Source organism: Dysgonomonas sp. 25, from assembly GCF_010501075.1.
Lineage (GTDB): Bacteria > Bacteroidota > Bacteroidia > Bacteroidales > Dysgonomonadaceae > Dysgonomonas.
The window spans coordinates 240,035-266,130 of record NZ_QVMN01000002.1 but is presented as its reverse complement, the minus strand read 5'-3'; the positions used below and the strand labels follow the sequence as shown (position 1 = coordinate 266,130).

Genomic DNA, 26,096 nt, shown 5'->3' with positions numbered 1-26,096 from the left:
ATCATAGGTCAAAAAAAAGGTTAATCAAATAATTGTTTTTTTTAGTCAGGTATAGATTTCAATCAGACCTCCGGATAAAAAGTGAATAGGAGGCCTGATCTTTTTTTCATATTACTTCCAATTAGATAGTTAGCAATCGGAATTAAAAAGTGAATGTTTATATTGGGAATATCTTAAAATCTATTTTTCTCTCGAGAAAGAGTATGGTAGATCGCTTTCGCTCGTTCCTCTGTTCTTGTTCGGAGTAGGCGACATATCGAAATTGATTTTTGCGCCGTTCATCAACACATCATGCGTCACATAATTTTTGGTATGCGATGCTCCGTTGACAGTCATCGAGTTCACATAGCGGTTGGATTTGGCATTATTCGGCGCCGTTATTTTCACCTGTTTACCGTTTTCCAGATTCAGCGTAACCGACTTGAATAGTGGAGAACTTAAGATATATTCATCCGTTCCCGGACAAACAGGATAGAATCCCATAGCCGAGAAAACATACCATGCCGATGTCTGCCCGTTGTCCTCGTCGCCGCAATAGCCATCAGGAGCAGGAGTATAGAGTTTATCCATCACTTCGCGTGTCCAGTATTGCGCTTTCCAAGGTTGGCCGGAATAGTTATACAAATATATCATGTGCTGAATAGGCTGGTTGCCATGAGCATAGTTACCCATATTCATTATCTGCATCTCTCTGATTTCGTGAATAACAAAGCCATAGTAGCTATCGTCGAACAATGGCGGCACATTAAATACCGAATCCATCATCTGGTTGAAGCCGTCTTTTCCGCCCATGAGGTCGATTAAGCCTTGCGGATCGTGGAATACCGACCAAGTGTAGTGCCAGCTATTTCCTTCGGTGAAGGCATCACCCCACTTCAACGGGTTGAACGGCGACTGGAATTTACCGTCTTCGTTTTTACCTCGCATCAATTTATGCTCAGGGTCAAAGAGGTTTTTGTAATTCATCGCGCGCTTAGCATATATGTCTATTTCTTTTTTCTTCTTGCCCAGTTTCTTACCGAACTGATAGATACACCAGTCGTCATACGCATATTCGAGCGTACGGGCAGCATTCTCGTGGATGCCTACGTTGTAAGGTACATAACCCAGTTTGTTGTAATAGTCATATCCTAAACGTCCGGTAGACGAAACCTCAGGGTGTACAGCATTCGCTCCATGAACGACAGCTTTCCACAATGTTTCGGCATCATAGCCACGAAGGCCTTTGAGATAGGCATCTGCTACTACCGAAGCGGAGTTGTTTCCAACCATGCAGCCACGATGTCCCGGGCTCGCCCATTCAGGCAGGAATCCGCTCTCCTTGTATGTATTTACCAAGCCTTCCTGCATTTTTACATTCATCGACGGATATACCAGATTGAGGAATGGGAAAAGACAACGGAATGTGTCCCAGAATCCTGTATCGGTAAACATATAGCCGGGTAATACCTGTCCGTTGTAAGGGCTGTAGTGTACTACCTCTCCTTTGGCATCAATCTCGTAGAAGCTGCGAGGGAAAAGTACCGAGCGATAAAGGCAAGAATAGAAAGTACGCAGGTTATCTATATTATTATCTTCAACGGTAATTTTACCTAATACTTCATTCCATGTATCTTTGCCTTTCGCTGCCACTTCGTCGAAAGAGGAATTACCCAATTCTTTCAGGTTCAGTTCTGCTTGTTCGTAGCTGATGAAAGAAGAAGCTACGCGTGCATGAACGATTTCACCCTTTTTGGTAGAAAAGCCTATAATAGCTCCTGCATGGTTTGCATCCGCTTCCAGCGCTGTTGTCTTGATGCTGTTATCTGCCACCGCAGCCGTGTATGTAAACGGTTTGTCAAAGACAATTACAAAATAATTCTTGAAGTTATCCGGTACACCACCGTTATTTTTAGTTGTATAGCCTATTATCTTGTTCTCCGATGGAATAACCTTTACATACGAGCCATTATCGAATGCATCGATAACAACCGAAGACGATTCATTATCGGGGAAAGTGAAGCGAAACATAGCCGCACGTTCAGTCGGGGCAATTTCTGTTACCACATCGTGATCGGCCAGATAAACTTTATAGTAGTAAGGCTTAGCGATTTCTGCTTTATGCGAAAACCAGCTCGCCCTTTCGTCCTGATCAAATATTCTTTTTCCTGTTGTAGGCATGATAGCAAACTGGCCGTAATCATTCATCCACGGACTTGGCTGATGCGTTTGCTTGAAGCCTCTTATCTTATCGGAATCATAAGTATATGCCCATCCGTCGCCTATTTTTCCGGTCTGGGGTGTCCAGAAATTCATTCCCCACGGGAGGGCTATCGCCGGATAGGTATTACCTGTAGACAGAGAGTGCTTGCTCTGTGTACCGACAAGAATGCTAACATAATCGACAGGAGTTGTCTCGTCACTTGCTTTAGCTACCGAGAAAAGCAGGGAGAGAATCAATAGAATTGATAATTTTCGCATGATTGATGTAATTTGATTTGGTATTAGTATCTTTTTTTGCGCTTATTATAAACAATACAAATGAATGAGAAAGAGGTTAACAAAAGGGTTAAGAAAGAGGTTAAAAAGAGATTAAAAAAGGAATCCGAAGAAACTTTTTTATTAACCCACAGCATTTTTCCCTATCAAAGGATAAAGAATTTGCAGGTATTCCCCATAAAGCGAAAGAGATTTTACGAAAGGATGTCGGAATAGGATCTCGGATAATCTTCGCCTATCATCACCTTATATTCCGATATGAATCTGGCATAGTAATTCTTCGCCAGATCTTCGCGTCCCGTTTTGGACAAGGAAATAAGTAAGTAGTGCAAAGCATCTTCATTGATAGGGTCTATATTGAAGAAGGCTTCGACCAAGACGATAACCATCGGGTAATTCTCGGTTTCAAATTCTGCTTTGATACGGTTCGACAAGAACGGATCTATTTTCCTGTCGACAATATCCCTGAAGTGGTCGAACATCGGTTCGTCAAAGGTTTGAAGGAATTTGCCGCGGGATATAATCCGTGCGACCTCGTCCCAGTCTTTATTCTCGTTCACCGATGACATTATTTCGTACAAACAAACATAATCGCAATAGCTGCTTCCCTTGAAAAGGAGCTTGAACATACCATTTTCGTGTACAAGGTTTATATCGTCCAGCTCTTTCAATATCTTACGCAAGTGATTAAGTGTCACCCCTCTCAGATTTTTGAGCTTATCCTTTTCGGATGATTTATCAGGCCATAAAAACTCGCTGAATTGCTGCGAAGAAATTCCATTGTCGAACGAATATTGCAAAATCAGGAGGAAAGCCTGCTTCAACTTTGCACTGAACAGGTATGTAATATCTTTATTGTAGCGATCGTATACGGCAAATTCTCCAAATAGATAAACAGCATTGGCACGGGTTGTCGTATCTAACCGAACCGGCTTCCCGCTTTCTTTAACAGGATAACCTTCCTGCACTACGGTTTGTTGCTTCTTCCGCTTGCGTCTGAGGATGAGCAGTCCGAAAAAGGATAATATTGCTGCTACGGCAAGAATTATTCCGATAAGCATCCTGTTATCCTGCCCGTTCGAAGCGGAATAAACGCTCAATTGCTCTAAGGTGACAGGCGGAAATAAGAGCCTGTTAACCCTCGTTGTGGAGGCAATATCGTCATCTTCGAACTCCTGCTGTATATCAAAAAGGGTACTGAATGCCTCATTATAGTAGAGATTGGCATTAGTCGTTATCTTCTCGGAGCGGATAGGCACAGAGTCGCCAACAACCTGATGTGCTCCGTCTTTTATCGAAAAGCGGTACAAACGCAGTTCCGAATTAGAAAAATGTTCGGGATAGCAAAGCGTATAGAACGTAGAATCGTCCGCCACAACCAAATTACGGACAGGCACTACGTTTTCGTCCCGCCACGGTATTTCCCATAGCTTTGTTATATGATTAACCCGCAAATCGATTTTGTAAAGGTCGTAAAAGTAGCGGCGTCCTACTGTATGATCTCCCGAGTTATTCCCCATTCCACCGAAAACGTACAGACAATCGGCATAGCGGTCATAACCCATAGACGTGAAATAACGGGGGCTGATAGTATCGCCGGTCAGTTCCAGCGTTTCCCATTTATCCCGATCCAGATTATAGCTGAAGAAATACTTATTATACATCAGATTCCCAAACCCGCCGAAGATTATATAGCGACGGTTTTCAGCGTCGAAATAGTTGCCATGATGATGCAACTGGGTAGGAAGTATTTCCGAACTTTGCTTCGTCCACTCCAATGTCTCGAGGTCAAGGTATGCCATCGAAACATTTCCGGCGAGCAAATCGAAAACTTCATATACATACAGCCGCTTTCGGGCAGAATCAATAAAGTTCGTCCCCAACCGCAACGTCATCGGGCAATCATTGGCATATTGCATTGTGTGGGATGTGCCTGTGCGCACATTATGAAAGACAATAGAGTCTGTATTGAAATAATATATTTCCTGCGTTTCCGGGTTAAAATTGGTTCCCGATACCGTTCTCGAAGAGTAAGAATCCACCATTTTCCAATGGTATGCATCGTTTATTATCCATTCGGGGTTGGTTACATTCCCTATCACTTCTTTCTTGTCATTATGTACCGATTCGCCGGAACTCTCATCTAAAGGGAAATGATAGCGCTGTTTGTTGTCGCTTATGACTAAGTTTCTCATGATAAAAGGCGGTATGTCGATAACATAATCGCTGCGCCCGAAAAGAATCTGCGGTTTCCACTTATCTTTCAACTTGAGATCGCCGGTGTAGTAACGGTCATCATTGATTTGCAGCATCAGGGAGTCTTTTTTCAGGTCGAAAGAGAGGTAGACCTTAATCCACTGCTGTTCTTGTATTTTCTGCGGATCGGGCAAAGCATCTATTTTTACATCATACCCTTCGTGGCTGAATTTGAAGCGGATAGAGCTTCCCTGATCATTTATCAGAAGATTGTATATATACTTATCTTCTTCGTTTTTTATTCTGAAGATATACCCCACAGTGGAAGGGACAGGCATCGCCATCTCGAAAGAAATGTCCAGTTTATCAGAAAAAACAGGATGCTTGGTTTCGAATACCGAATAGGAAGTGCGCTCATCAATCAGGTGGTCATTCCCTTTTATCCTGAGTCCCTGCGAATAAAGCAACGGCGATACGGAACAAAAAAGAATGGTAAACATCAAATATCGAAGCATAACTGGCATCTTGCAAATCATTATTTATCAGTATAACGTTCCCGGGTTAAACCGAACAATATGTATTTTCCCCATGGTGCAATACAAAAATAGTAAATAATGTGAATCAGCGGTTATTATTTGGGCGCAAGTTTATCAATGGTTAGTTACAGGTTGCAAGTAAAAGCGTTTACGTGAAACAGGTATACAGTTCCATTCTCTTGTCATCCTGGGCGGATGCAAGGGCTCTCTTGCTGATAGCGTGACAAGAAGCCTCGGATAAACCTCAGCATGACAAAAAAATGACAAGACAAAAAAACACTGTATCGCGTCAAATCTGTCAAGAGTGTCAAGTTTTAACTAAATTTCAATTGATTATCAAAAAAGTAAGGTTTTTGACAGAACTTGACAGCCATATCAGGCCTGTAAAGAAATGCTTTGCGACTTTAGTGGTTAAATAGTGAAAATAACCCGGTAAAAACAAAGAAAACATGTACCATAACGATACATGCTTTCTTCTTAGTAAGGATTCTCGGGAAGTAATTATTTATCTAATTTCTCTTCAAGCATTTTGATGTAATAACCACCAACAACCGAACGCGCCTGGAATCCGCGCTGAGTTGGCGTTTCCGTCCATACCCAGTCCGACATCGGCACACGATCCGTCGTTTCGTTCATAAAGTTGTATACCGGCGCAATAAAGGTCTGGAATGTAGCCTGATCGTCAGCCAAAGTAGCTGTCCACATAATCCAGTCGGTTTTGGTATATGTTTCGCGGTTATCCAACGGCAAACCGTATTTGTTCTGCTTAGTGAGGTAGTAAGCTATTTCTTTTTGCGCCACTTCTTTCGGGAAGATATTTGTTTTCAATAGCTTATCCCATACCAGATTATACTTCTGGCTCCAAGTGCCCGGCTTGTCGAATGTCAGGCGATAGTGATCGCCATCGTCAGCCATTTTCATCCACTCCTGAGCCATCTCTCTGGCTTTGGCAGTGTATTTCTCGGCAACATCCTTTTTGCCCAGCATATCAGCCAGATAACCATAAGAAGCAACCCCCATAATGGCTTTCACCGAAAGGTTGACATTGTGCGCAAAGTGTCCGGCAAAGTCGTCGGTACACAATTGGTTATCAGGATCGAGGCCGTGCTCTGCCAGATAGTCAGTCCATGTCGTCAATACATCCCAGTGCTTTTCGGCATACTTGGCATTCCCTTCCACTGCAGCAATAGCAGCCGTCAGCACGAGCATATTACCGGCTTCCTCCACCGGCATATCGCCACCATAAGTCTGACCGTTAGCCAATGGGTAAGTACCTACATCATGCGATGGGAAAGGTTTAGTCCACTTTCCGCTTTCGCTGTAATAGAAGATATGATTGAGCAGTCCTTTTGCCAGTTCGGGGTTATAGTAGAGGAACAATGGCGCCGACGGGTAAGTAACATCCACCGTACCGATAGAACCATTGCTGAAGTTCTCTTTCGACAAGAAGAGTATATCTCCGTTCGGAGCTTGTACTATCTTATGTGCCGAAATAGACTGGCGGTAAGCCAAGGCACACAACTCGGCATATTCTTTACCTCCGGCAGCAGTTGCTGTTTCCATCAGGCCTTTGTCGAAAGCATAGCATTTATTCATCAGGTCTTTGTACTCATCATCTGCTTTGCGGAACTGGTTCATAATGTTGTCATTCCCATCTGCATTCCAATATGGACGCAGATTTTCGCCAAAGTACTGAATAGAATAGATGTCGTCGTATCCTATCATCAACTTACCGCTGACAGTCGCATTCACCTTGCCTACCGTAGTAGTAATAGCCAGTTTGTCCGTTGCGCTTTCACGCTTCTCAGCCGACGCCTCTTTCAAACCGTTGACAAAGGCATTCCTCAGCACTTCGCTGTCGCCTACATTGCAGATAGAGTTCGATTTATCGGCAGCCATATAGAAATAGCCCCAGTCGATGCGTACATTGTCACCGAACTTAACAAGGATATTCTGCTCTGTGCTACCCGTTTTCACGAACACAAGGTTTCCATCCTCGAAGCCTTCGCTTTGAGCCATTTGCAAATCCTTGTCCAAAGCCCATGCCGGAGCAGCTTCGAAGTAAAGTTCCACTTCGTGCTCTTTGCCGTCGTTCGATGATACGTCATAAGAAAGGTAATTGATAGGACGCGAAGTCAACTTCAAATCATCCATCAACAATGGCGCAGTAAATGTCAGGTTCAGATTAACGTTTCCACACTCAAACACGTAGTGTGTCTGCGTCGCCTGTACATCTACCGACTTCTGCACAGCCGTTTGTTTCAGGATTTGCTTGTTCTCCTTGTCTCTTACCAGACCGAAGTCTAACAATCCGTTAGCGCCTCTGTTGTGGCAATATCCGGCTATGATATTCTTTCCTTGCTTCAAGGAAGCGATAACTTCATCCGAAAGCGGAACCAATACGTTCTTCTTGCAAGAATTGCCGGTATTCACCACCTCGATGCCGTTGATGTAGATAATAGCATCGTCGTCGTGCGAATACTCGAGATATACTTTTTTGCCTGTCAGGTCTTCATTGATGTCGATGATACGTCTCACCCAGATAAACTCCTGCTCCCAATGCGTTTTGGAAGTAGGCTCGTTGTGAGTTGTACCGAATGCTGCCGGAGCTTCTTTCCATGCCGCATCGTTGAAGTTCATCTTCATCCAGTCGCCTGACGGTTTAGATGTTGTGTATTTGCCTTTCCAGTTGCCTTGCTCCGAAGTCGGCGCAACCGTTACCAAAGGAATATCCTCCGTCCCCATAAAGCGGAAAACTTCTCCGTCTACTTTAACAGCACCAATCAATGGGAATTTTTTACCTGTCCAGTGTCTTACCGAACCATCGTACAGGTTATCAGTAAACGACCATCCGCTGGTATACGGATCAATTGTAATTAAAGGGTAAGCTGGTGGACGAAGATCGCTCTTTACCACACTTTTAGAAACATCTGCCTCGTCGCAACTGCAAAAAGCAATGCAAGCCAATAGCAGAATCATCAAATTCTTTTGCATAAGATTTTTTTTGGGTTATTACTAAATTTATCTCAAACTTTCATGACCCAACATAAACATTCGCTGCAAATATAGTGAAAAAATAATGTCCTGCAAATCGCCGGACGCAATCTGCACCTTTAAAGTACCCAAAGATCTTAAAAATATGCAATAAAAACATCAACAATTATCAATGAAACGGAAGAAATCGAAACAGCTTCTTTTTATTGTTAAAATATAATTGTATATGGACTTTTTTTACTTCCTTTGCAGCATCAATAAAGAATGGATATTCTTCATGTTACTTACCTATACCATCAAAAACAAACACAGAATTTATTGTTTATTAAATTTATATACATTATAAGTACATGGAAGCATATAAAGATTTCAAAGGTACAAAGTGGCAGGAAAAAATTGACGTCAATAACTTTATTCTCGAGAATTACACGGAATATACAGGTTCTGACGAATTCTTAGCCGGTCCTACCGAAGCAACAAAGCAATTATGGGCTCAACTGAGCGAAATGTTTAAAGAAGAAAAGGCTAAAGGTGTTTACGATGCCGAAACTTCTCTCCCTTCTCAGATAGATGCTTACGGAGCAGGCTATATCGACAAAAACCTCGAAAAAATAGTCGGCGTACAAACCGACAAACCGCTGAAAAGAGCTATCTTCCCGAATGGTGGACTTCGTATGGTGAAGCAAAGCCTTGCCGAATACGGCTACGAAATAGATCCGCGGACAGAGGAAATCTTTACTAAATATCGCCGTACACACAACGAAGGCGTATTCGCGGCCTACACCGACAGTATCCGTCGTGCCCGTAGCAGCGGCCTTTTGACAGGTCTGCCTGATGCTTACGGACGTGGGCGTATTATCGGCGACTATCGCCGCGTTGCCTTGTATGGAGTTGACCGCCTGATAGAAGAACGCCAGAAAAGATTTCAAGAGTGCGACCCTATCGTGATGACAGACGAACTAATCCGCCTGCGCGAAGAGTTAAGCATGCAGATAGAAGCATTGAAAGCATTGAAGCATATGGCTGCCGCTTATGGATTCGATATATCTAAGCCTGCAACATCTGCACAAGAGGCTATTCAATGGACATATTTCGCCTATCTGGGAGCTATCAAAGACCAAAACGGTGCGGCAATGAGCTTGGGACGTGTGACAACATTCCTCGACATCTATATCGAACGCGATCTGAAAAACGGTATCATCACCGAAGAGCAGGCACAAGAGTTTATCGACCACTTCGTGATGAAGCTGCGCATCGTCCGCTTCCTTCGCACACCGGAGTACGACCAGTTATTCTCGGGCGATCCTGTATGGGTGACCGAATCGTTGGGTGGTATGACCAATCAGGGCAAATCGATGGTTTCAAAGAACAGCTACCGCATGTTGCACACCCTATACAACTTAGGGCCTGCACCCGAACCGAACCTGACTGTTCTATGGAGCGACCGTTTGCCGGAAAACTGGAAGAAATATTGCGCTAAAGTATCGATAGATACCTCATCGCTACAATACGAGAACGACGATTTGATGCGTCCTCAATTGGGCGACGACTACGGTATTGCCTGCTGCGTATCGCCTATGCGTATCGGTCAGCAGATGCAATTCTTCGGCGCAAGGGCAAACCTACCGAAAGCATTGCTTTATACCATTAATGGTGGTAAAGACGAAAAATCGAAACTTCAGGTATTACCTAAACACTGGGTAGAAAAAGTTTCGGGCGAATATTTAGACTTCGACGAGGTATGGGAAAAATTTGACCGCACACTCGACTGGGTAGCCGAAACATACGTGAAAGCATTGAATATCATTCACTATATGCACGACAAATACTCGTACGAAGCATTAGAAATGGCTTTGCACGATGTAGACATCGTCCGCACACAGGCATTCGGTGTATCGGGTCTGTCTATTATTGCCGACTCGTTTGCCGCCATCAAATACGGAAAAGTGCGCGTAGTGAGAGACGAAGACGGCGACGCAATAGACTACATCGTCGAAAAAGACTATATTCCGTTCGGAAACAACGACGACAACACCGACAAGTTTGCGGTTCAAATCGTTGAGAAGTTTATGAACAAAATCCGTAAGCGTAAGATGTACAAAAATGCCATCCCTACGCAATCGGTACTCACTATTACGTCTAACGTGGTTTATGGTAAAAAGACCGGAAATACACCTGACGGACGCCGCGGAGGAACACCTTTCGCACCGGGAGCCAACCCGATGCACGGACGCGACACACGCGGTGCGGTAGCATCCTTGTCTTCGGTTGCCAAACTTCCGTTCGAACATGCCAACGACGGTATATCATATACATTCGCTATCACCCCGAATACATTGGGTAAAGACGACAGCGAAAAGATAGCCAACCTTGCCGGATTGATGGACGGATATTTCAACCAGACAGGCCACCATTTGAACGTGAATGTGTTCAACCGCGACTTGTTGATAGATGCAATGGAGAATCCTGAGAACTATCCGCAGTTGACAATCCGCGTTTCGGGATATGCCGTAAACTTCATTAAACTGACGAAAGAACAACAGTTGGACGTTATCAACAGAACGATAACAACAACCATTTAACCAGATAATTCAATTTGTAGGAATAATCTAAAGTAGAATTGTTTATATTTGCTGATTGTCAATCTTTTTTTTGAATAACTATGAAGCATATAAACAAATTCTCTTTAGCAATTATTCCTACAAGTTTGTTGTGTAGTTGCAACGCTACACAAGATAATCCAACGGATGCACAGCCGAATATCGTCTACATCATGACGGACGATCACTCGTTCCAGACGATAAGTGCATACGGGCATCCGATATCCAAACTGGCGCCTACGCCCAACATCGACCGTCTGGCAAACGAAGGGATGTTATTCGAGCAAGCTTTTGTCGAAAACTCATTATCCACACCCAGCCGTGCGTGCCTGATGACAGGCTTGTACAGCCACCAGAACGGACAACGGCGCTTAGGGGCAGGGATAGATTCGACCAAAACATTTTTCTCCGAATTGCTGCAACAACATAATTATCAGACGGCAGTCGTAGGGAAATGGCATATGCAATGCGAACCGAAAGGATTCGACTATTATTCGGTGGTATACGATCAGGGCGATTATTACAATCCGGCCTTCAAAACAAAAGAGACTAAGGGACAATATGTTCAGGAGGAAGGTTATGCAACTAACCTGATTACGACCAAATCGATAGAGTTCATTGAAAACAGGGATAAAGACAAGCCTTTCTGCTTGTTAGTACATCATAAAGCGCCACATCGCAACTGGATGCCGGAAGAAAAATATCTCGACCTATACGAAGATGTTGAGTTTCCGAAGCCATCCACTTTCTACGACGATTATGCTACGCGCTGCTCGCCGGCACATACGCAGGATATGACTGTGGATAAGACAATGACGCTTATCTACGACCTCAAAGTACACGAATTGACAAGCACGCCACCATACGATAAGGAATGGAACTGGAAGACGTTGATAAAAGACCTCGACCGGATGACGCCTCAACAACGCGAAAATTGGGAAGCGGCATATCACGCCAAAAACATGGAATTGGTAAACAATATCAAGAACATGTCTCACGAAGAACTTGTAGACTGGAAATTCCAACGCTACATGAAAGACTATCTGCGGTGTATCAAATCCATAGACGACGAAATAGGACGTCTTATAGCCTGTCTGGAAGAGCAGGGATTACTGGACAATACCATCATCGTATACACTTCCGATCAGGGCTTTTATATGGGCGAACATGGCTGGTTCGATAAACGCTTTATGTACGAAGAATCGTTCCGTACGCCGCTGGTTATGCGCTATCCGAAAGCGATAAAAGCAGGGACGAGAACCAATGCTTTGGTGCAGAATATCGACTATGCTCCTACTTTCCTTTCATTGGCGGGAGTAGAGAAGCCCGAAGCGATGAGCGGAACTTCGCTCGAACCATTATTCGACGGGGAAAAGCCACAGGATTGGAGAACGGACTTGTACTATCATTACTACGATTATCCAGCTATCCATCAGGTGAACAGGCACGATGGCGTTAGGACGGAAAGATATAAGTTGATTCATTTCTACGACAAGGATAAAGCGGGAGAATATAAGTTGAACTGCAACGAGTTATATGACCTGCAAAGCGATCCGAACGAGTTGAACAATTTATATGGCAAAGCGGGATATGAAGAGATAACGGCAGACTTGCAGAAAAGGCTCGATAATTATCGCCAGAAACTGAAAGTTGACGAATATTAAACAGTTACGAGTTTGCCTCGCCTTCGCTTCGGCGAATGTTATTTCTTCGCCCTGCGGGCAGTTACGAGTTACTAAAGTAATACCAATATAATTTGGAGAGAACACGTTTCTCTCCTTTTAATATATGAAAGGACTGATACACTCATTCGAATCGTTCGGCACCAAAGACGGGCCGGGAATACGCTTTGTATTTTTTATGCAAGGCTGTCCGCTGCGTTGCCTCTACTGCCACAATCCCGATACGTGGGGGATGAACGATTATGTATATGAACTCACTCCCGAAGAGGCTTTCAGGGAGGTAGAGAAGGTAAAAGGCTTTGTCAAAGGGGGCGTGACCGTATCGGGAGGCGAACCGCTCTTACAGGCCGATTTCGTGTTGGAATTGTTCAAACTATGCCAACAAGCGGGAATGCATACGGCATTGGATACCTCCGGCTTTATCCTGAATGATAAGGTGAAACAGGTATTGGAATACACCGATTTGGTTTTGCTGGACATCAAGCATATCAACCCCAATAAATACAAAACACTGACGAGCAAACCCCTCGAACCGACTTTGCGTTTTTTCGACTACCTGCGGGATATAAATAAGCCCGTTTGGCTGCGCTACGTCTTAGTTCCGGGCTATTCGGACGATGAGAAAGATTTGCACGATTGGGCGAAGCATGTTTCGCAATATCCGAATGTAGCGCGTGTCGACATCCTGCCCTTCCATCAGATGGGCATCCATAAATGGCAAAAGATAGGAGCGGATTATAAGTTGGAAAACGTAGAACCACCCACACAGGAAGAAATAGAGAAAACAGAAAACATATTTAAAGAATACGGATTGAAATTTTAGTATGACAAACTACAGAGACCCTCGCGAAACAACCGAGCTATTTGCCCATTCGGGCATCTACAAAAGTAAACTACCCATTCATAAATTCTGCATCATTGCTATCCTCGGCGGGGCATTTATCGCTCTCGGCGGGTTGTTATCGGTCATGGTTGCCGGCGGGATTCCGGGCATAGGAGCCGAAAATCCGGGCATCGTAAAATTCCTTGCCGGAGCGCTCTTTCCTGTCGGGCTGATTATGGTTTCTGTTACAGGGGCTGACCTGTTCACCAGCGATTGTACCGCATTTACAATCCCTTTGCTGCAAAAGAAGATAAAAACAGGCGGCTACGTCAAACTATTAATCCTCTCCTTTGTTTTCAACTTTGTAGGAGCGCAATTCATTGCTTACCTGCTCTCTGCCAATCTGGGTTTCTTCGACATCAATCCATGGCAGGATTACCTCCATCATTACGCCGAGGCTAAAGTCAATCAGGACTTCCTGAAAGTATTCGTCAAAGGTATCGGCGCCAACTGGCTCGTATGCTTAGGCATGTTTATGGGCTACGCCTCGAAAGATATGGTAGGCAAATTCGTCGGCATCTGGATACCCGTGATGATATTCGTCACCCTCGGCTACGAACACTCCATAGCCAATATGTTCTTTATTCCGGCGGCTATCTATTCGGGTGCTGATATTCTATGGAGCGATTTTCTGATACAAAACCTGCTCCCCGCAACGTTGGGCAATCTGGCAGGCGGAGCTATTTTTGTAGGATGTGTCTATTGGTATCTTCATTTGAAAGAATAAAAACAGTTACAAGTTACAAGAATTACTATATTTATGATTAATAATATACTGAGGCAATGAAAAAGAAACAAAACCCCGAAACAATCTGTGTGCAAGGCGGCTGGCAACCTAAGAAAGGCGAGCCACGCGTGCTGCCGATATATCAAAGTACAACCTTCAAATATGAGACGAGCGAACAAATGGCCAAACTCTTCGACCTGGAAGAATCGGGCTATTTCTATACCCGCTTGCAGAACCCCACAAACGACGCCGTAGCTGCTAAGATAGCCGCTTTGGAAGGCGGCGTGGGAGCTATGCTGACCTCATCGGGGCAGGCGGCCACGTTCTATGCCATATTCAATATAGCCGGTGCAGGCGACCATATTGTAAGCGCTTCGGCCATTTATGGCGGAACATTCAACCTGTTTGCCGTCACGATGAAGAAACTCGGCATCGAGTTCACGTTCATCAATCAGGATGCATCGGAAGAGGAAATACGCAAAGCCTTCCGTCCAAATACGAAAGCCCTCTTTGCAGAAAGCATCTCCAATCCGGCGCTGAATGTACTGGACATTGAAAAATTCGCCCGTATCGCTCATAGCGAAGGTGTGCCGCTTATTGTAGACAATACCTTCCCTACCCCAATCAACTGCCACCCATTCGAGTGGGGTGCCGATATTATTATCCATTCCACGACTAAGTATATGGACGGTCATGCCGTAAGTCTCGGCGGAGCTATCGTCGACGGAGGAAAATTCGACTGGGATGCTCATGCCGATAAATTCCCGGGATTGACGCAGCCGGACGATTCATATCACGGGCTGACTTATACCAAAGCGTTCGGACAAAGTGCATTCCTAACGAAAGCGGTTGTTCAGTTGATGCGCGACTTAGGTTCGGCACAATCGCCACAAAACGCCTTCTTACTCAACATAGGACTGGAAACATTGCACCTGCGTATGCCCCGTCATTGCGAGAATGCGCAAAAGGTAGCCGAATACCTGCAAAGCCGTCCCGAAATCGCTTGGGTGAATTATCCGGGATTGAAGGGCAACAAATATTACGATTTAGCGCAAAAATATATGCCTCACGGTACTTGTGGCGTTATGACCTTCGGACTGAAAGGAGGGCGCAACCAGTCTGTCAAATTTATGGACAGCCTCGATTTCATTTCCATCGTTACGCACGTGGCCGACGCCCGCACCTGTGTGCTGCATCCGGCAAGCCATACGCACCGCCAATTAAGCGACGAGCAATTGATTGCCGCAGGTGTCGCTCCCGACCTGATACGCCTATCGGTGGGTATCGAGAATGCCGGTGACATCATTGCCGATATAGAGCAGGCATTGGCTAAAATGAAGTAATCATTCATTAGGAATATTATCCTAAGGGACGGGCCAAGGTTCGTCCCTCTTTATTGTTATATTGCAGAAAAGAATTGCTACATTTGTATCTGTTATGACCGATTTCTCCGACATATCGAAACAATTGATTCCCAATGCGAAATGTTTGTCCATAGACAAGCCTCAGTTGGAATATGCACTCGACGTGCTTATCAATAATGTCCTGTTTCCGATTTGTTCGACCGAAACGCCGGTAGAGAAAGCTTTGAACTTTTTCTATACAACGATGGTTGAAAATATATCGGCTTTGATAGAGAAGAAGCAAGCGCATAAAGTCATGGACGACTTTATGAGCAAGCTCCCGCAAATACAACGGCAACTCCACAAGGAAGCCGAGGTATTCAGCCGGAACGACCCTGCAGCCAACTCGGTGGAAGAAGTCATTATCACCTATCCGGGATTTTTCGCCCTGACAGTGTATCGCATAGCGCATGAGTTTTACAACATAAATGTGCCTATTATCCCGCGTCTTTTCTCGGAATATGCGCACTCCAAGGTCGGTATAGACATCAATCCGGGCGCACAGATAGGCGATTCGTTCTACATCGACCACGGTACGGGCATCGTCATAGGTGAATCGACCATTATAGGAAACAATGTGACAATATATCAGGGGGTTACCATAGGAGCTTTGTTCGTCACAAAGGAACTTAGTAATACCAAGCGCCACCCGACAATAGAGGACAACGTCGTCATCTATGCCGGGGCGACCATTCTGGGCGGAAATACGGTCATCGGGCACGATTCCATTATCGGCGGTAACGCCTGGATTACACGGAGCGTAGTGCCTTATTCGCTCGTCCAGCAGAAATCCGAAGTTCGCATAAGGAGTATGTTAGACAATAACGACCCGATTGAATTTTATATTTAGTTACAAGTTTGCCTCGCCTTCGCTTCGGCGAATTGGAAAATCGGCGGAGCCAATGTTATTTCTTCGTCCTACGGACAGTTACAAGTTGACAAGTAAAATCATATAATATGAATATCCTATTTTCTATCGATTACGAAACGCAGTGGGGCGAAGAACTATATATCTGTGGTTCGGTAGCTGCATTGGGCAATAACAACGAAAGAGAAGCCGTCCGCATGGAATACGCTTCGCTTTCCCGTTGGCAGGTAACGATAGAAATACCCGACAATATAGCCGACATTACCTACTATTACCTCGTAAAAAAGGAGAACAGAACCTTTCGCAAAGAGGGGGCGCTCAAACATACCCTACACCTACAAAAAGGCTGTACTTTTCAGGTGAACGATAGCTGGTTCGATACTCCCGAACAGAAGTATCTCTATTCCTCCGCTTTCACCAGTGGCTTTTACGGCCACGCTTCGCAAGCGACGGACGCTTACCCGCCGCAAGCTGTTTTACTGAAAGTCAGATGTCCGTATGTAGCACGGGGACAAAAGCTGATTATATCCGGCAGCTCCGATTATTTAGGCAATTGGGACGAATCCAAGGCACTATCCTTGTCCTACAACACCGAAGGCGAATGGCAGATAGCATTGGATGCCAACTGCATACAGCACGAGACTGCCTACAAATTCGCGATATACGATACCAACGAGCAAAAAACAACTTATTGGTGGGAAGGGGAAGCGTTGATATTACATCCTTTTCGCTCTCCCAATAATACGATAACAGTCAATACATTCCTGTTCCATCATCCCGCCATTTATCCCAAAACTTCGGGTGTAGCTATTCCGGTATTCTCGCTGCGGACACACGACAGCTTCGGCATAGGCGACTTCTTGGATTTGAAGAAGTTAGTGGACTGGGCAGTCGCCACAGGGATGAAAGTGATACAGCTATTGCCCATCAATGATACTACCGTAACGCATAGCTGGACAGACTCCTACCCTTACAGCGCTATATCCATCTATGCGCTGCATCCGATATATTTCGGTATAAAGGATTACCCGCTGCATAATAAAGAATCTTATGCCCGCTACGAATCGTGGGCTTCCGAGCTGAACAAGCAAAAGGTGGTCGATTACGAAGCAGCTTTGCGACTGAAACAAAGCTATTTGAAAGAGCTTTTTGTAGAGAGAGGCGATGCCATCTTACAAAGCGAGGAATATCAGACATTCTTTCGGGAGAATGAAAACTGGTTATTTCCTTATGCCTGTTTCTGTTATCTGCGCGACTTTTTCCATACGGCCGAATACTGGCAATGGAACGAATATGCCGGGTATGACCGGGATAAACTAAGCGCCCTGATTTCGTATGACAATGAGGCAACAAAAGCCATCCAGTTTATATACTTCACCCAATATTTGCTTGATAAACAGCTGAAAGGGGTGAAAGAATACGCTCACCGGAATGGCGTCATCCTGAAAGGTGATATTCCTATCGGGGTGAATAAAACAAGCGTCGATACGTGGGTAGAGCCACAACTTTTTCATCTCGATGCGCAGGCCGGTGCTCCGCCGGATGCCTTTTCTACAAACGGGCAGAATTGGGGATTCCCGACCTATAACTGGGAGGAAAAAGCAAAGGACGAATACAGCTGGTGGTCGAAACGCTTTCAGAAGATGGCGGACTTTTTCGACGCCTACCGCATCGACCATATTCTGGGATTCTTCCGCATCTGGGAGATTCCTGTCACTTCCGTACAAGGATTGTTAGGCTACTTCAATCCGGCACTGCCCTATTCCGCCGAAGAAATAGGAAGTTTCGGCTTCCCGTTCGAAGCGGAGCGAATGACAACTGCTTATGTAGACGGGAAATACCTGCATGAATTGTTCGGCGATTATACCGACGAGGCCCTTGCAACATATCTGCATCCTAACGGAAACGGGCTATTCTCATTAAAAGAGTTTTGTAATACCCAGTCCAAAATACAGCAAATCTTTCAGGAGCGCACAAATGATAAAAGTAATCAGCTAAGAGATGCCTTATACCATTTTTGCAACGATGTATTATTCATCCGCGACAAGGGTGCGCCAGACCTGTTCCATCCACGTATTGCAGGACAGGAGACTTTTTTGTTCCGCGATTTGGACGATGCTGCTCAAAAAGCCTTTACGCAGTTGCACGATGAGTTTTTCTTTCGCCGGCATACCCAATTCTGGGCAGATAGCGCCATGAAGAAATTGCCTAAGCTTATCGATGCAACTCAAATGCTTGTCTGCGGCGAAGATTTGGGGATGATACCCGATTGCGTTCCCGCGGTAATGAAGGACTTGCAAATACTCTCGTTAGAAATCGAGCGGATGCCTAAAGAAACGAACCTTACGTTTGCCAAATTGTGGGAATTGCCTTACTTGAGCGTATGCACCACTTCCACACACGATATGTCGCCTATACGCCTTTGGTGGCGCGAAGATAAAGAACTGATACAACGTTACTACAACGAGGTGTTGTGGAAAGAAGGCAAAGCCCCCAAAGATTGTACTACCGGTATTTGCCACCAGATATTACTCAACCACCTGAATTCGCCGTCGATGCTGACCATTATCCCTTTGCAGGACTGGCTCTCGATGAGCGAACAATACAGAAATCCCAATCCGGAGGAAGAAAGAATCAATATACCTGCCAACCCGAAACACTACTGGCGCTATCGTATGCACCTGAACATAGAGGATCTGACGGCTGCAAGCGAACTGAATAACAGCATCAGAGAGATGCTCTCGGGAAGTAACAGAGCAAGCCTGTAAGTCCCCACTACCTTACTTTTTACAATTCTTTCAATTTCTTTACCTTGCTTAAAACAAAAAGCGAAGGTCAAATGTTAATTTCATATAGTTAAACATTAGAATTTTAATAATATGGGCAAATCCAACATACCTTTCATATTATTCATCATCATTGCAGCAATAGCCGGATTCAATGCATGTAAAGAAACTACCGCTCCGCTTCCCGTGGTGGAGGTAGAACCTGCCATAACCCAGAATATCGAGATCTACTCTTCCTACGTAGGGCTGATAAAGGCTTCGCGCAGTGTGGAAATACACGCACGTGTAGAAGGTTACCTCGAACGGAGAACATTCGACGAAGGAAAGCTTATACATGAAGGTGAGGTACTTTTCTACATCAACGACAAACAATATAAGGCAAAAGCCGAAAGAGCCAAAGCGCTCTTGAAAAGAAACGAGGCGCAGGAAGCCAAAGCAAAACGCGATCTGGAGCGTATCGAGCCACTCTATAAGCTCAATGCCGCCAGCCAGCTCGACTTGGACAATGCTACCGCGGCTTATAATATCGCACAGGCCGATGTAGCGATGAGTAAAGCCGACTTGGATCAGGCAATGCTGGAATTGAGCTATACCATTGTCCGTTCGCCGCTCACAGGCTATATCAGCGAGGCATATGTGGATATAGGCTCGCTGGTGGGCAATTCCAATGCCTCGTTATTGGCAAATGTCGTGAAGCGCGACACCGTCTTGGTCGACTTCAAACTGACAGCATTGGACTATCTGCGCAGCCAGCGCCGGAACGTCCATCTGGGCGAACAGGACTCTACACGTTCGTGGCAGCCGAGTATAGAAATTACCCTTGCCGATAATACACCATACAGCGAAAGAGGGATAGTAGACTTTGCCTCGCCGCAGGTAGATCCCGAAACGGGCACATTCGGCGTGCGTGCCGAGTTGCCTAACCCGAATCAGGTATTGTTACCCGGACAATTTACACGGGTAAAGCTATTGATTGATGTTGTAGAAAACGCGACAGTCGTTCCACGCAAAGCCTTGATTATAGATAAAGGGGGAGCCTATATTTTTGTTATACGCCCCGATAGTATAGCCGAAAAACGTTTTATCGAAATCGGAAACGAACAGAATAACATGGTTGTCGTCACCAGAGGTTTATCTCCGAAGGAGCATATTGTGACCGAAGGTTATCAGAAACTGACGCAAGGGCAGAAAGTAATCCCTCGTACACACGACGAGGAACAAAAGATATTGGAGCAAAGAGCCAAAGAATTAGAAAACAAGGAGGAAGTGAAATGAAAGGCGGATTTTTTATAGACCGTCCCGTTCTGTCGACAGTCATTTCCATATTGATTGTCATCATAGGGATTATCGGGCTGATATTGCTCCCAATCGAGCAGTATCCGCAGATTACGCCGCCTATTGTCCGAATCAGCACCTCCTATCCCGGAGCGAATGCGACAACCGTTTCCGAAGCGGTAGCAACGCCTATCGAACAGGAACTGAACGGAACGCCGGGCATGATCTATATGGAATCGAGCAGTTCCAACTCGGGAGGATTAGGTATAACCGTTACCTTCGACGTAGGAACAGATCCCGATTTGGCTGCCGTAGAAATACAAAACAGGGTAAAATTAGCCGAGAACCGTTTACCCGCCGAGGTTTTGCAAAACGGTATAAGCGTAGAAAAACAAGCTCCCAATCAGCTAATGACCGTAGCATTGGTATCTTCCGACCCCAAATACGACGAAATATATTTGAGTAACTACGCCACTATCAACGTGATAGACGTACTGAAACGTATCCCGGGCGTGGGGCGTATATCCAATGTCGGAAGCCGCTACTATGGCATGCAGATTTGGGTCTATCCTGATAAATTAGCCAGTTTCGGGCTGACTGTCGCCGACCTGCAAAAAGCCCTTAAAGACCAGAACCGCGAATCGGCAGCAGGCGAACTGGGCAAGCAACCGGTAGGCAATGTGGATGTGGCTATTTCCATCACGGCGAGAGGAAGGCTTTCCTCTGCCGAGGAGTTCGAAGAGATTGTCGTAAAGGCCAACCCCGACGGCTCGTTTATCCGCATACGCGATATTGCCCGTGTTTCGCTCGAAGCTTCATCCTACACTACCGAAAGTGGTTTAAACGGCGGGAATGCCGCCATATTGAGCATCTACACCCTGCCGGGTGCTAACTCGATGGAGGTAGCCGAACAGATAAAAAAGGAAATGCAGGTAATCGAACAGGATTTCCCCGAAGGCATGACGTATCTCATCCCCTTCGATATGACCGAGTATATCGGCGAATCCATTCACGAGGTATATAAAACGTTATTCGAAGCCTTGTTTCTGGTTATCGTCGTAGTATTCCTGTCGTTGCAAAACTGGCGGGCAGCCGTCATACCGATTATAGCCGTTCCTATCTCGCTGATTGGAACATTCGGCTTTATGCTTATTATGGGTTTCTCGCTCAATATGCTGACCTTGTTGGGACTGATTCTGGCAATCGGTATCGTCGTGGACGATGCCATCGTAGTAGTGGAAAACGTCGAGCGCATTATGGAGCAAAGAGGATTGAACGCCCGCGAAGCAACACACCTCGCCATGAAAGAACTGACAGGCGCACTGATTGCCACATCGATGGTGTTGGCAGCCGTATTCGTCCCCGTAAGCTTTCTGGACGGGATTACGGGTTCTCTCTATCGTCAGTTCTCGGTCACGATAGTCGTTTCCGTACTCATCTCCTGCGTGGTCGCACTCACGCTCAGCCCCGCTATGTGCGCCATTTTACTGCGCCCATCCAACCATAAAAGAAAGAAATTAGTCTTCCGCAAAATCAATGCATGGCTATATAAAGGAAACGGAAAATACAGCAAGATACTGACCAAGGTGATGAATAATCCACACCGTACATTGGCTGCATTCGGGATGATATTAATCCTGATTTTTGTCCTCAACAAGATAACCCCTTCCAGCTTTATCCCGCAGGAAGACCAAGGATATTTCACTGTCGAGCTGGAAATGCCCGAAGGTACTACCCTCGAAAGAACACGCGTCATAACAGATAGGGCGCTTGCCTATCTCGACCATCACGAGGCGGTAGAATATGTACAGAACGTGACCGGTTCGAGCCCACGCGTAGGAAGCAATCAAGGACGTACAACCCTCACCGTTATCCTGAAAGCATGGAAAGAACGGGATATGGGCGTAGAAGAAGTGATGGAGGATGTAAGGAACGAGTTTGCCGATTATCCCGAAGCCCGCACCTTCCTCAGCCGTCCGGCATCCATACCCGGATTGGGTAGCGCCGGAGGAGCCGAATTTAAGTTGCAGGCACGTTCGGGTGCCTCATGGGATGATTTGGTTGCGGCCACCGATACCTTCCTCTATTATGCCGACAAATCGGATGTACTGACCGGAACTTCGACCTCTTTGCAGTCGAATATCCCGCAACTGTACTTCGATGTAGACCGTGACCAGGCAATGTTGTTGGGAGTGCCGATGTCCGATATTTTTTCGACAATGAAATCCTATTTAGGTTCGGTTTATGTCAACGACTTCAATATGTTCAACCGTATATACAAGGTCTATATACAAGCCGACGAATCGTACAGAAAGGATGTCAACGACATCAACCTGTTCTACGTCAAAGGTTTGGGAGGAAGTATGATTCCGCTCACGGCGTTGGGTACGACGAGCTACACCACCGGCCCGGGTAATATTACGCGGTTCAATATGTACACCTCAGCCTCTATGCAGGCTTCTCCTGCCGGAGGAAATAGCTCGGGAAAAGCAATGGAAGAAATCGAGAGCATCGTAAAAAACAAACTACCCGAGAATATCGGCTTGGAATGGAGTGGATTATCGTTTCAAGAGCAAAAAGCAGGAGGCGAAACAGGCTTAGTTTTCCTATTAGTTTTCATCTTCGTATTCCTGTTCCTGTCAGCCTTATACGAGAGCTGGACAGTGCCTATCTCGGTGATGCTTTCGCTGCCGATTGCCTTGCTCGGCGCATTCTTAGGCATACGGATTCTGGGATTGGAGAACGATATTTACTTCCAAATCGGACTGATTACACTCATGGGATTAGCCGCTAAAAATGCGATTTTGATTGTCGAATTTGCCAAGATACAGGTAGACAACGGTATGCAGCCGATGCACGCAGCCATGCAGGCAGCCAAGCTGCGTTTCCGCCCGATTCTGATGACTTCGCTGGCATTCGTTTTAGGATTGTTGCCACTTGTCATTGCATCCGGCCCGGGTTCGGCGAGCCGCCACTCGATAGGTACGGGCGTATTCTTCGGGATGATTGTAGCCACCACTGTGGGAATTGTTTTTGTGCCGTTCTTCTTTGTCATGGTGTACAAATTGAAGCAGAAACTGAGTATTCCCGACATCAAGTTTCCTGACACGTCTAAACTTTGGAAAAAGATTAAAAAAGAGAAATAATGAACAGATTTAACTATATATTGCTTATCATACTCGTATCGGTTGCGGTGCAATCGTGCAAAATCGGGCATCGCTACAAACAGCCCGAGATAACCACCATGCCGCAACATTTCGAGCGATACGATTCGACGGGGATAGCCGTTGCCGACATCGGTTGGAGTACGCTTTATAAGGATACGGTTTTGCAGTCTCTTATCGAAAGGGCTTTGGCTAACAATAAGGATATGAAGATAGCCGCCGCCCGCATCAAGGAGATGCTGGCAAGCAAGCGCATAAGCGAGGCTAACCTGCTACCCGAATTCGGGATTACCACTTATTACCAGAAGGAGGGGCTGAATTATACGTCCAACAGCAGCGAAGTAAGGGCACAGTTTACCGTAGCATGGGAATTGGATATCTGGGGTAATCTACGCTGGCAAAGGGATGCAGATATTGCCGCCTATATGCAGACCGTAGAGGCTCAGCGGGCATTGCACCTCACGCTGGTATCGCAGGTTGCTCAAACGTATTTCGAACTGAAGGCTTTAGACCGAGAGTTGGAAATCGTCCGCCAAACCCTCGAAGCCCGCAAGGAAGGGGCTAATTTTGCCAAGCTGAGATTCGAAGGCGGATTGACCTCCGAAATCCCTTACCGGCAGAGTTTGGTAGAATTAGCACGTACTGAGACGCTTATCCCGAACTTAGAGAATGAGATAAAGCTCAAAGAGAACGATTTGGCTATTTTAGTCGGCGAGTTTCCGTCTACGCTCATCCCGCGCGGGACAGACCTGATAGAGCAGCGGATGCCTGCCGAATTGCCTGCCGGACTGGCAACGACTATCCTGAAACGCCGCCCGGATGTCTTACAAGCAGAACAACGCTTGATTCAGGCAAATGCCCAAGTAGGAGTTGCCTATACGGATATATTCCCAAATTTCGTACTGACAGGCAGGTATGGATTCGAAAACAGGGAGTTTGCACAACTATTCTCCAATCCGGCATGGTGGATTTCGGGAAGCCTGATCGGCCCGCTTTTCAATTTCGGCAAGAATAAGGCACAATATAACGCCGCACAGGCTGCCTATGAGCAAGAGGCATATAATTACGAGAAAACGATTATGAATGTCTTTAAAGAGGTAAATGGCGCGCTTATTACATTCGATAAGGCAAAGGAGGTGCGTAAGTCGAACGAGGAACTTTACAACTCGGCTCTTTCGTATTACAAGCTGGCACGTTTGCAGTATATCAACGGGTATGTCAACTACATCGACGTCCTCGACTCGCAGCGTCAGCTTTTCGATGCCGAAATTGCGCTGAATAACGCTATCCTCAACGAACTGAATTCGACCGTTACACTGTATAAGGCTTTAGGCGGCGGATGGAAAGAATAAACCTCCGAACAAGCGTCGGAGGTTATATATAGATTGGAAAAAGACAACTTATTTCATCTTATTCTAATTTATTTTCGCGATACTATTTCCATTAAAAACGACCGAACCCGAAGTATATACCCATTCCTCGGTATTTCCTTTCTTTATCACTTCCAATGGTTCGCCCCAGGATAATCGCAGCGATTCTTTGTTCATGTTAGATGCTATCTTCTGCTGAAGGATGCGTTTATAGTTGTATATCCCGAATTTCTGCTGCATATCATTCGCCTCTTTCCATGTATACACTTTTCTGGGTAGAGTCTCATTGTAGACATCCGCCAGTGGAACAGCAATTTTCGTCCCATTCGAGTTCTTTGCTATAAGAGATACTTCGAAATGGTAGTTGTCTACCGTTACGTCTTCATATACCCATTTCTGCCCCACAACAGGTTTAATGGGGTCAAGTGTTTCCATATCGACAGCATTCAGCAAAACGGCATCTGAAAAGACAAACTCTTTTCCTTTCAGCAATTCTTTTTGCTTTTCAATATAACCCATCACCGCAAAAGGGAATGAGTAAACAGATTCGGGGTCGTAATGGTAATAGACAATATCGCCGTCGGATAACTCTTTCAGTTTGAGGAAATATTCTTCTTTATCTTTGATTTTCTCCTTGAAGACCTGTTCAACAAGGAAATGCTTATTTTGCAATTCATAATACATCGAATTATAGCCGTCGCAGCATTTGTAGACATTCTTCGAATCGTTAATGTCAGCAACTTTCTTATAATTCAGGATAAAATTCCCATAGCCCATTTCCCGTTGTATTTCGGGCATTCTTTTCAACCACAACTCCTGACCTGTGTATTGGGCAGGATCAGCGCCAAGATAATTGGCTGTACTGTCGTATGGAACTTCGGGAACAAGGATATTCTCTTTCTTCTGAGAATAAAGACTAACAGTTGTAATCATGGCTAATAGAATTACAACAAGACGTAATTTAAATACCATAAAATAAATACTTTAATTGTGTTACAGCGATACATCCAATGTGGAGAATCATGCATGTTAATAATCAAATTAATGTGTTAATAGTACAACCCGGTACTATTTATCTTATAATGCTTCATTTTTTATTAATGTTGACAAAGGTAATATTTTTCCCTTATCGGA

General features: G+C 45.3%; 14 protein-coding genes. 10 read left to right on the top strand and 4 right to left on the bottom strand.

Annotated features, from left to right (window positions below):
• Nucleotides 1-180: 180 nt before the first annotated feature.
• The 3 genes from D0T66_RS04270 to D0T66_RS04260 all read right to left on the bottom strand — a co-directional run bounded on the left by D0T66_RS04270 (nt 181) and on the right by D0T66_RS04260 (nt 8,204).
• Complete coding sequence (locus D0T66_RS04270; RefSeq protein ID WP_163355954.1) at nt 181-2,460, bottom strand: GH92 family glycosyl hydrolase; 2,280 nt, start codon at nt 2,458-2,460, stop codon at nt 181-183.
• Nucleotides 2,461-2,672: 212 nt separating this feature from the next.
• Nucleotides 2,673-5,189 (bottom strand): DNA-binding transcriptional activator, encoded by a 2,517-nt coding sequence (locus tag D0T66_RS04265; RefSeq protein WP_163355952.1) that lies wholly within the window; start codon nt 5,187-5,189, stop codon nt 2,673-2,675.
• A 522-nt stretch (nt 5,190-5,711) separates the two neighbouring features.
• Complete coding sequence (locus D0T66_RS04260) at nt 5,712-8,204, bottom strand: glutaminase domain-containing protein (RefSeq protein WP_163355950.1); 2,493 nt, start codon at nt 8,202-8,204, stop codon at nt 5,712-5,714.
• Between the two features lie 350 nt (nt 8,205-8,554).
• Here D0T66_RS04260 and pflB point away from each other — a divergent pair, with 350 nt between their 5' ends.
• From pflB to D0T66_RS04210, 10 genes are all read left to right on the top strand, one after another.
• Entirely contained in the window at nt 8,555-10,786 is a 2,232-nt protein-coding gene (gene pflB / locus D0T66_RS04255; RefSeq protein WP_163355948.1) for a formate C-acetyltransferase, read from the top strand.
• Between the two features lie 80 nt (nt 10,787-10,866).
• The gene (locus tag D0T66_RS04250; RefSeq protein WP_163355946.1) at nt 10,867-12,468 is read left to right on the top strand and encodes a sulfatase; all 1,602 of its coding nucleotides are present in this window, start codon (nt 10,867-10,869) and stop codon (nt 12,466-12,468) included.
• Nucleotides 12,469-12,592: 124 nt separating this feature from the next.
• The gene (gene pflA / locus D0T66_RS04245; protein WP_163355944.1) at nt 12,593-13,309 is read left to right on the top strand and encodes a pyruvate formate-lyase-activating protein; all 717 of its coding nucleotides are present in this window, start codon (nt 12,593-12,595) and stop codon (nt 13,307-13,309) included.
• 1 nt (nt 13,310) lies between these two features.
• Nucleotides 13,311-14,096, top strand: coding sequence for a formate/nitrite transporter family protein (locus tag D0T66_RS04240; protein WP_163355942.1), 786 nt, complete (start codon nt 13,311-13,313; stop codon nt 14,094-14,096).
• 56 nt (nt 14,097-14,152) lie between these two features.
• Nucleotides 14,153-15,439 (top strand): O-acetylhomoserine aminocarboxypropyltransferase/cysteine synthase family protein, encoded by a 1,287-nt coding sequence (locus D0T66_RS04235; protein ID WP_163355940.1) that lies wholly within the window; start codon nt 14,153-14,155, stop codon nt 15,437-15,439.
• 94 nt (nt 15,440-15,533) lie between these two features.
• Nucleotides 15,534-16,349, top strand: a complete 816-nt coding sequence (gene epsC / locus D0T66_RS04230; RefSeq protein ID WP_163355938.1) for a serine O-acetyltransferase EpsC — start codon at nt 15,534-15,536, stop codon at nt 16,347-16,349.
• Between the two features lie 107 nt (nt 16,350-16,456).
• Entirely contained in the window at nt 16,457-19,135 is a 2,679-nt protein-coding gene (locus tag D0T66_RS04225; protein WP_163355936.1) for a 4-alpha-glucanotransferase, read from the top strand.
• Nucleotides 19,136-19,246: 111 nt separating this feature from the next.
• The gene (locus D0T66_RS04220; protein ID WP_163355933.1) at nt 19,247-20,428 is read left to right on the top strand and encodes an efflux RND transporter periplasmic adaptor subunit; all 1,182 of its coding nucleotides are present in this window, start codon (nt 19,247-19,249) and stop codon (nt 20,426-20,428) included.
• Nucleotides 20,425-23,574, top strand: a complete 3,150-nt coding sequence (locus D0T66_RS04215) for an efflux RND transporter permease subunit (protein ID WP_163355931.1) — start codon at nt 20,425-20,427, stop codon at nt 23,572-23,574. The genes D0T66_RS04220 and D0T66_RS04215 overlap by 4 nt, the downstream gene beginning before the upstream one ends.
• Nucleotides 23,574-24,944, top strand: coding sequence for an efflux transporter outer membrane subunit (locus tag D0T66_RS04210; protein WP_163355929.1), 1,371 nt, complete (start codon nt 23,574-23,576; stop codon nt 24,942-24,944). Before D0T66_RS04215 ends, D0T66_RS04210 begins: the two co-directional genes overlap by 1 nt.
• Before the next feature lie 63 nt (nt 24,945-25,007).
• Here D0T66_RS04210 and D0T66_RS04205 read toward each other — a convergent pair whose 3' ends face one another.
• Entirely contained in the window at nt 25,008-25,934 is a 927-nt protein-coding gene (locus tag D0T66_RS04205; RefSeq protein ID WP_163355927.1) for a hypothetical protein, read from the bottom strand.
• Between the last annotated feature and the right edge of the window lie 162 nt (nt 25,935-26,096).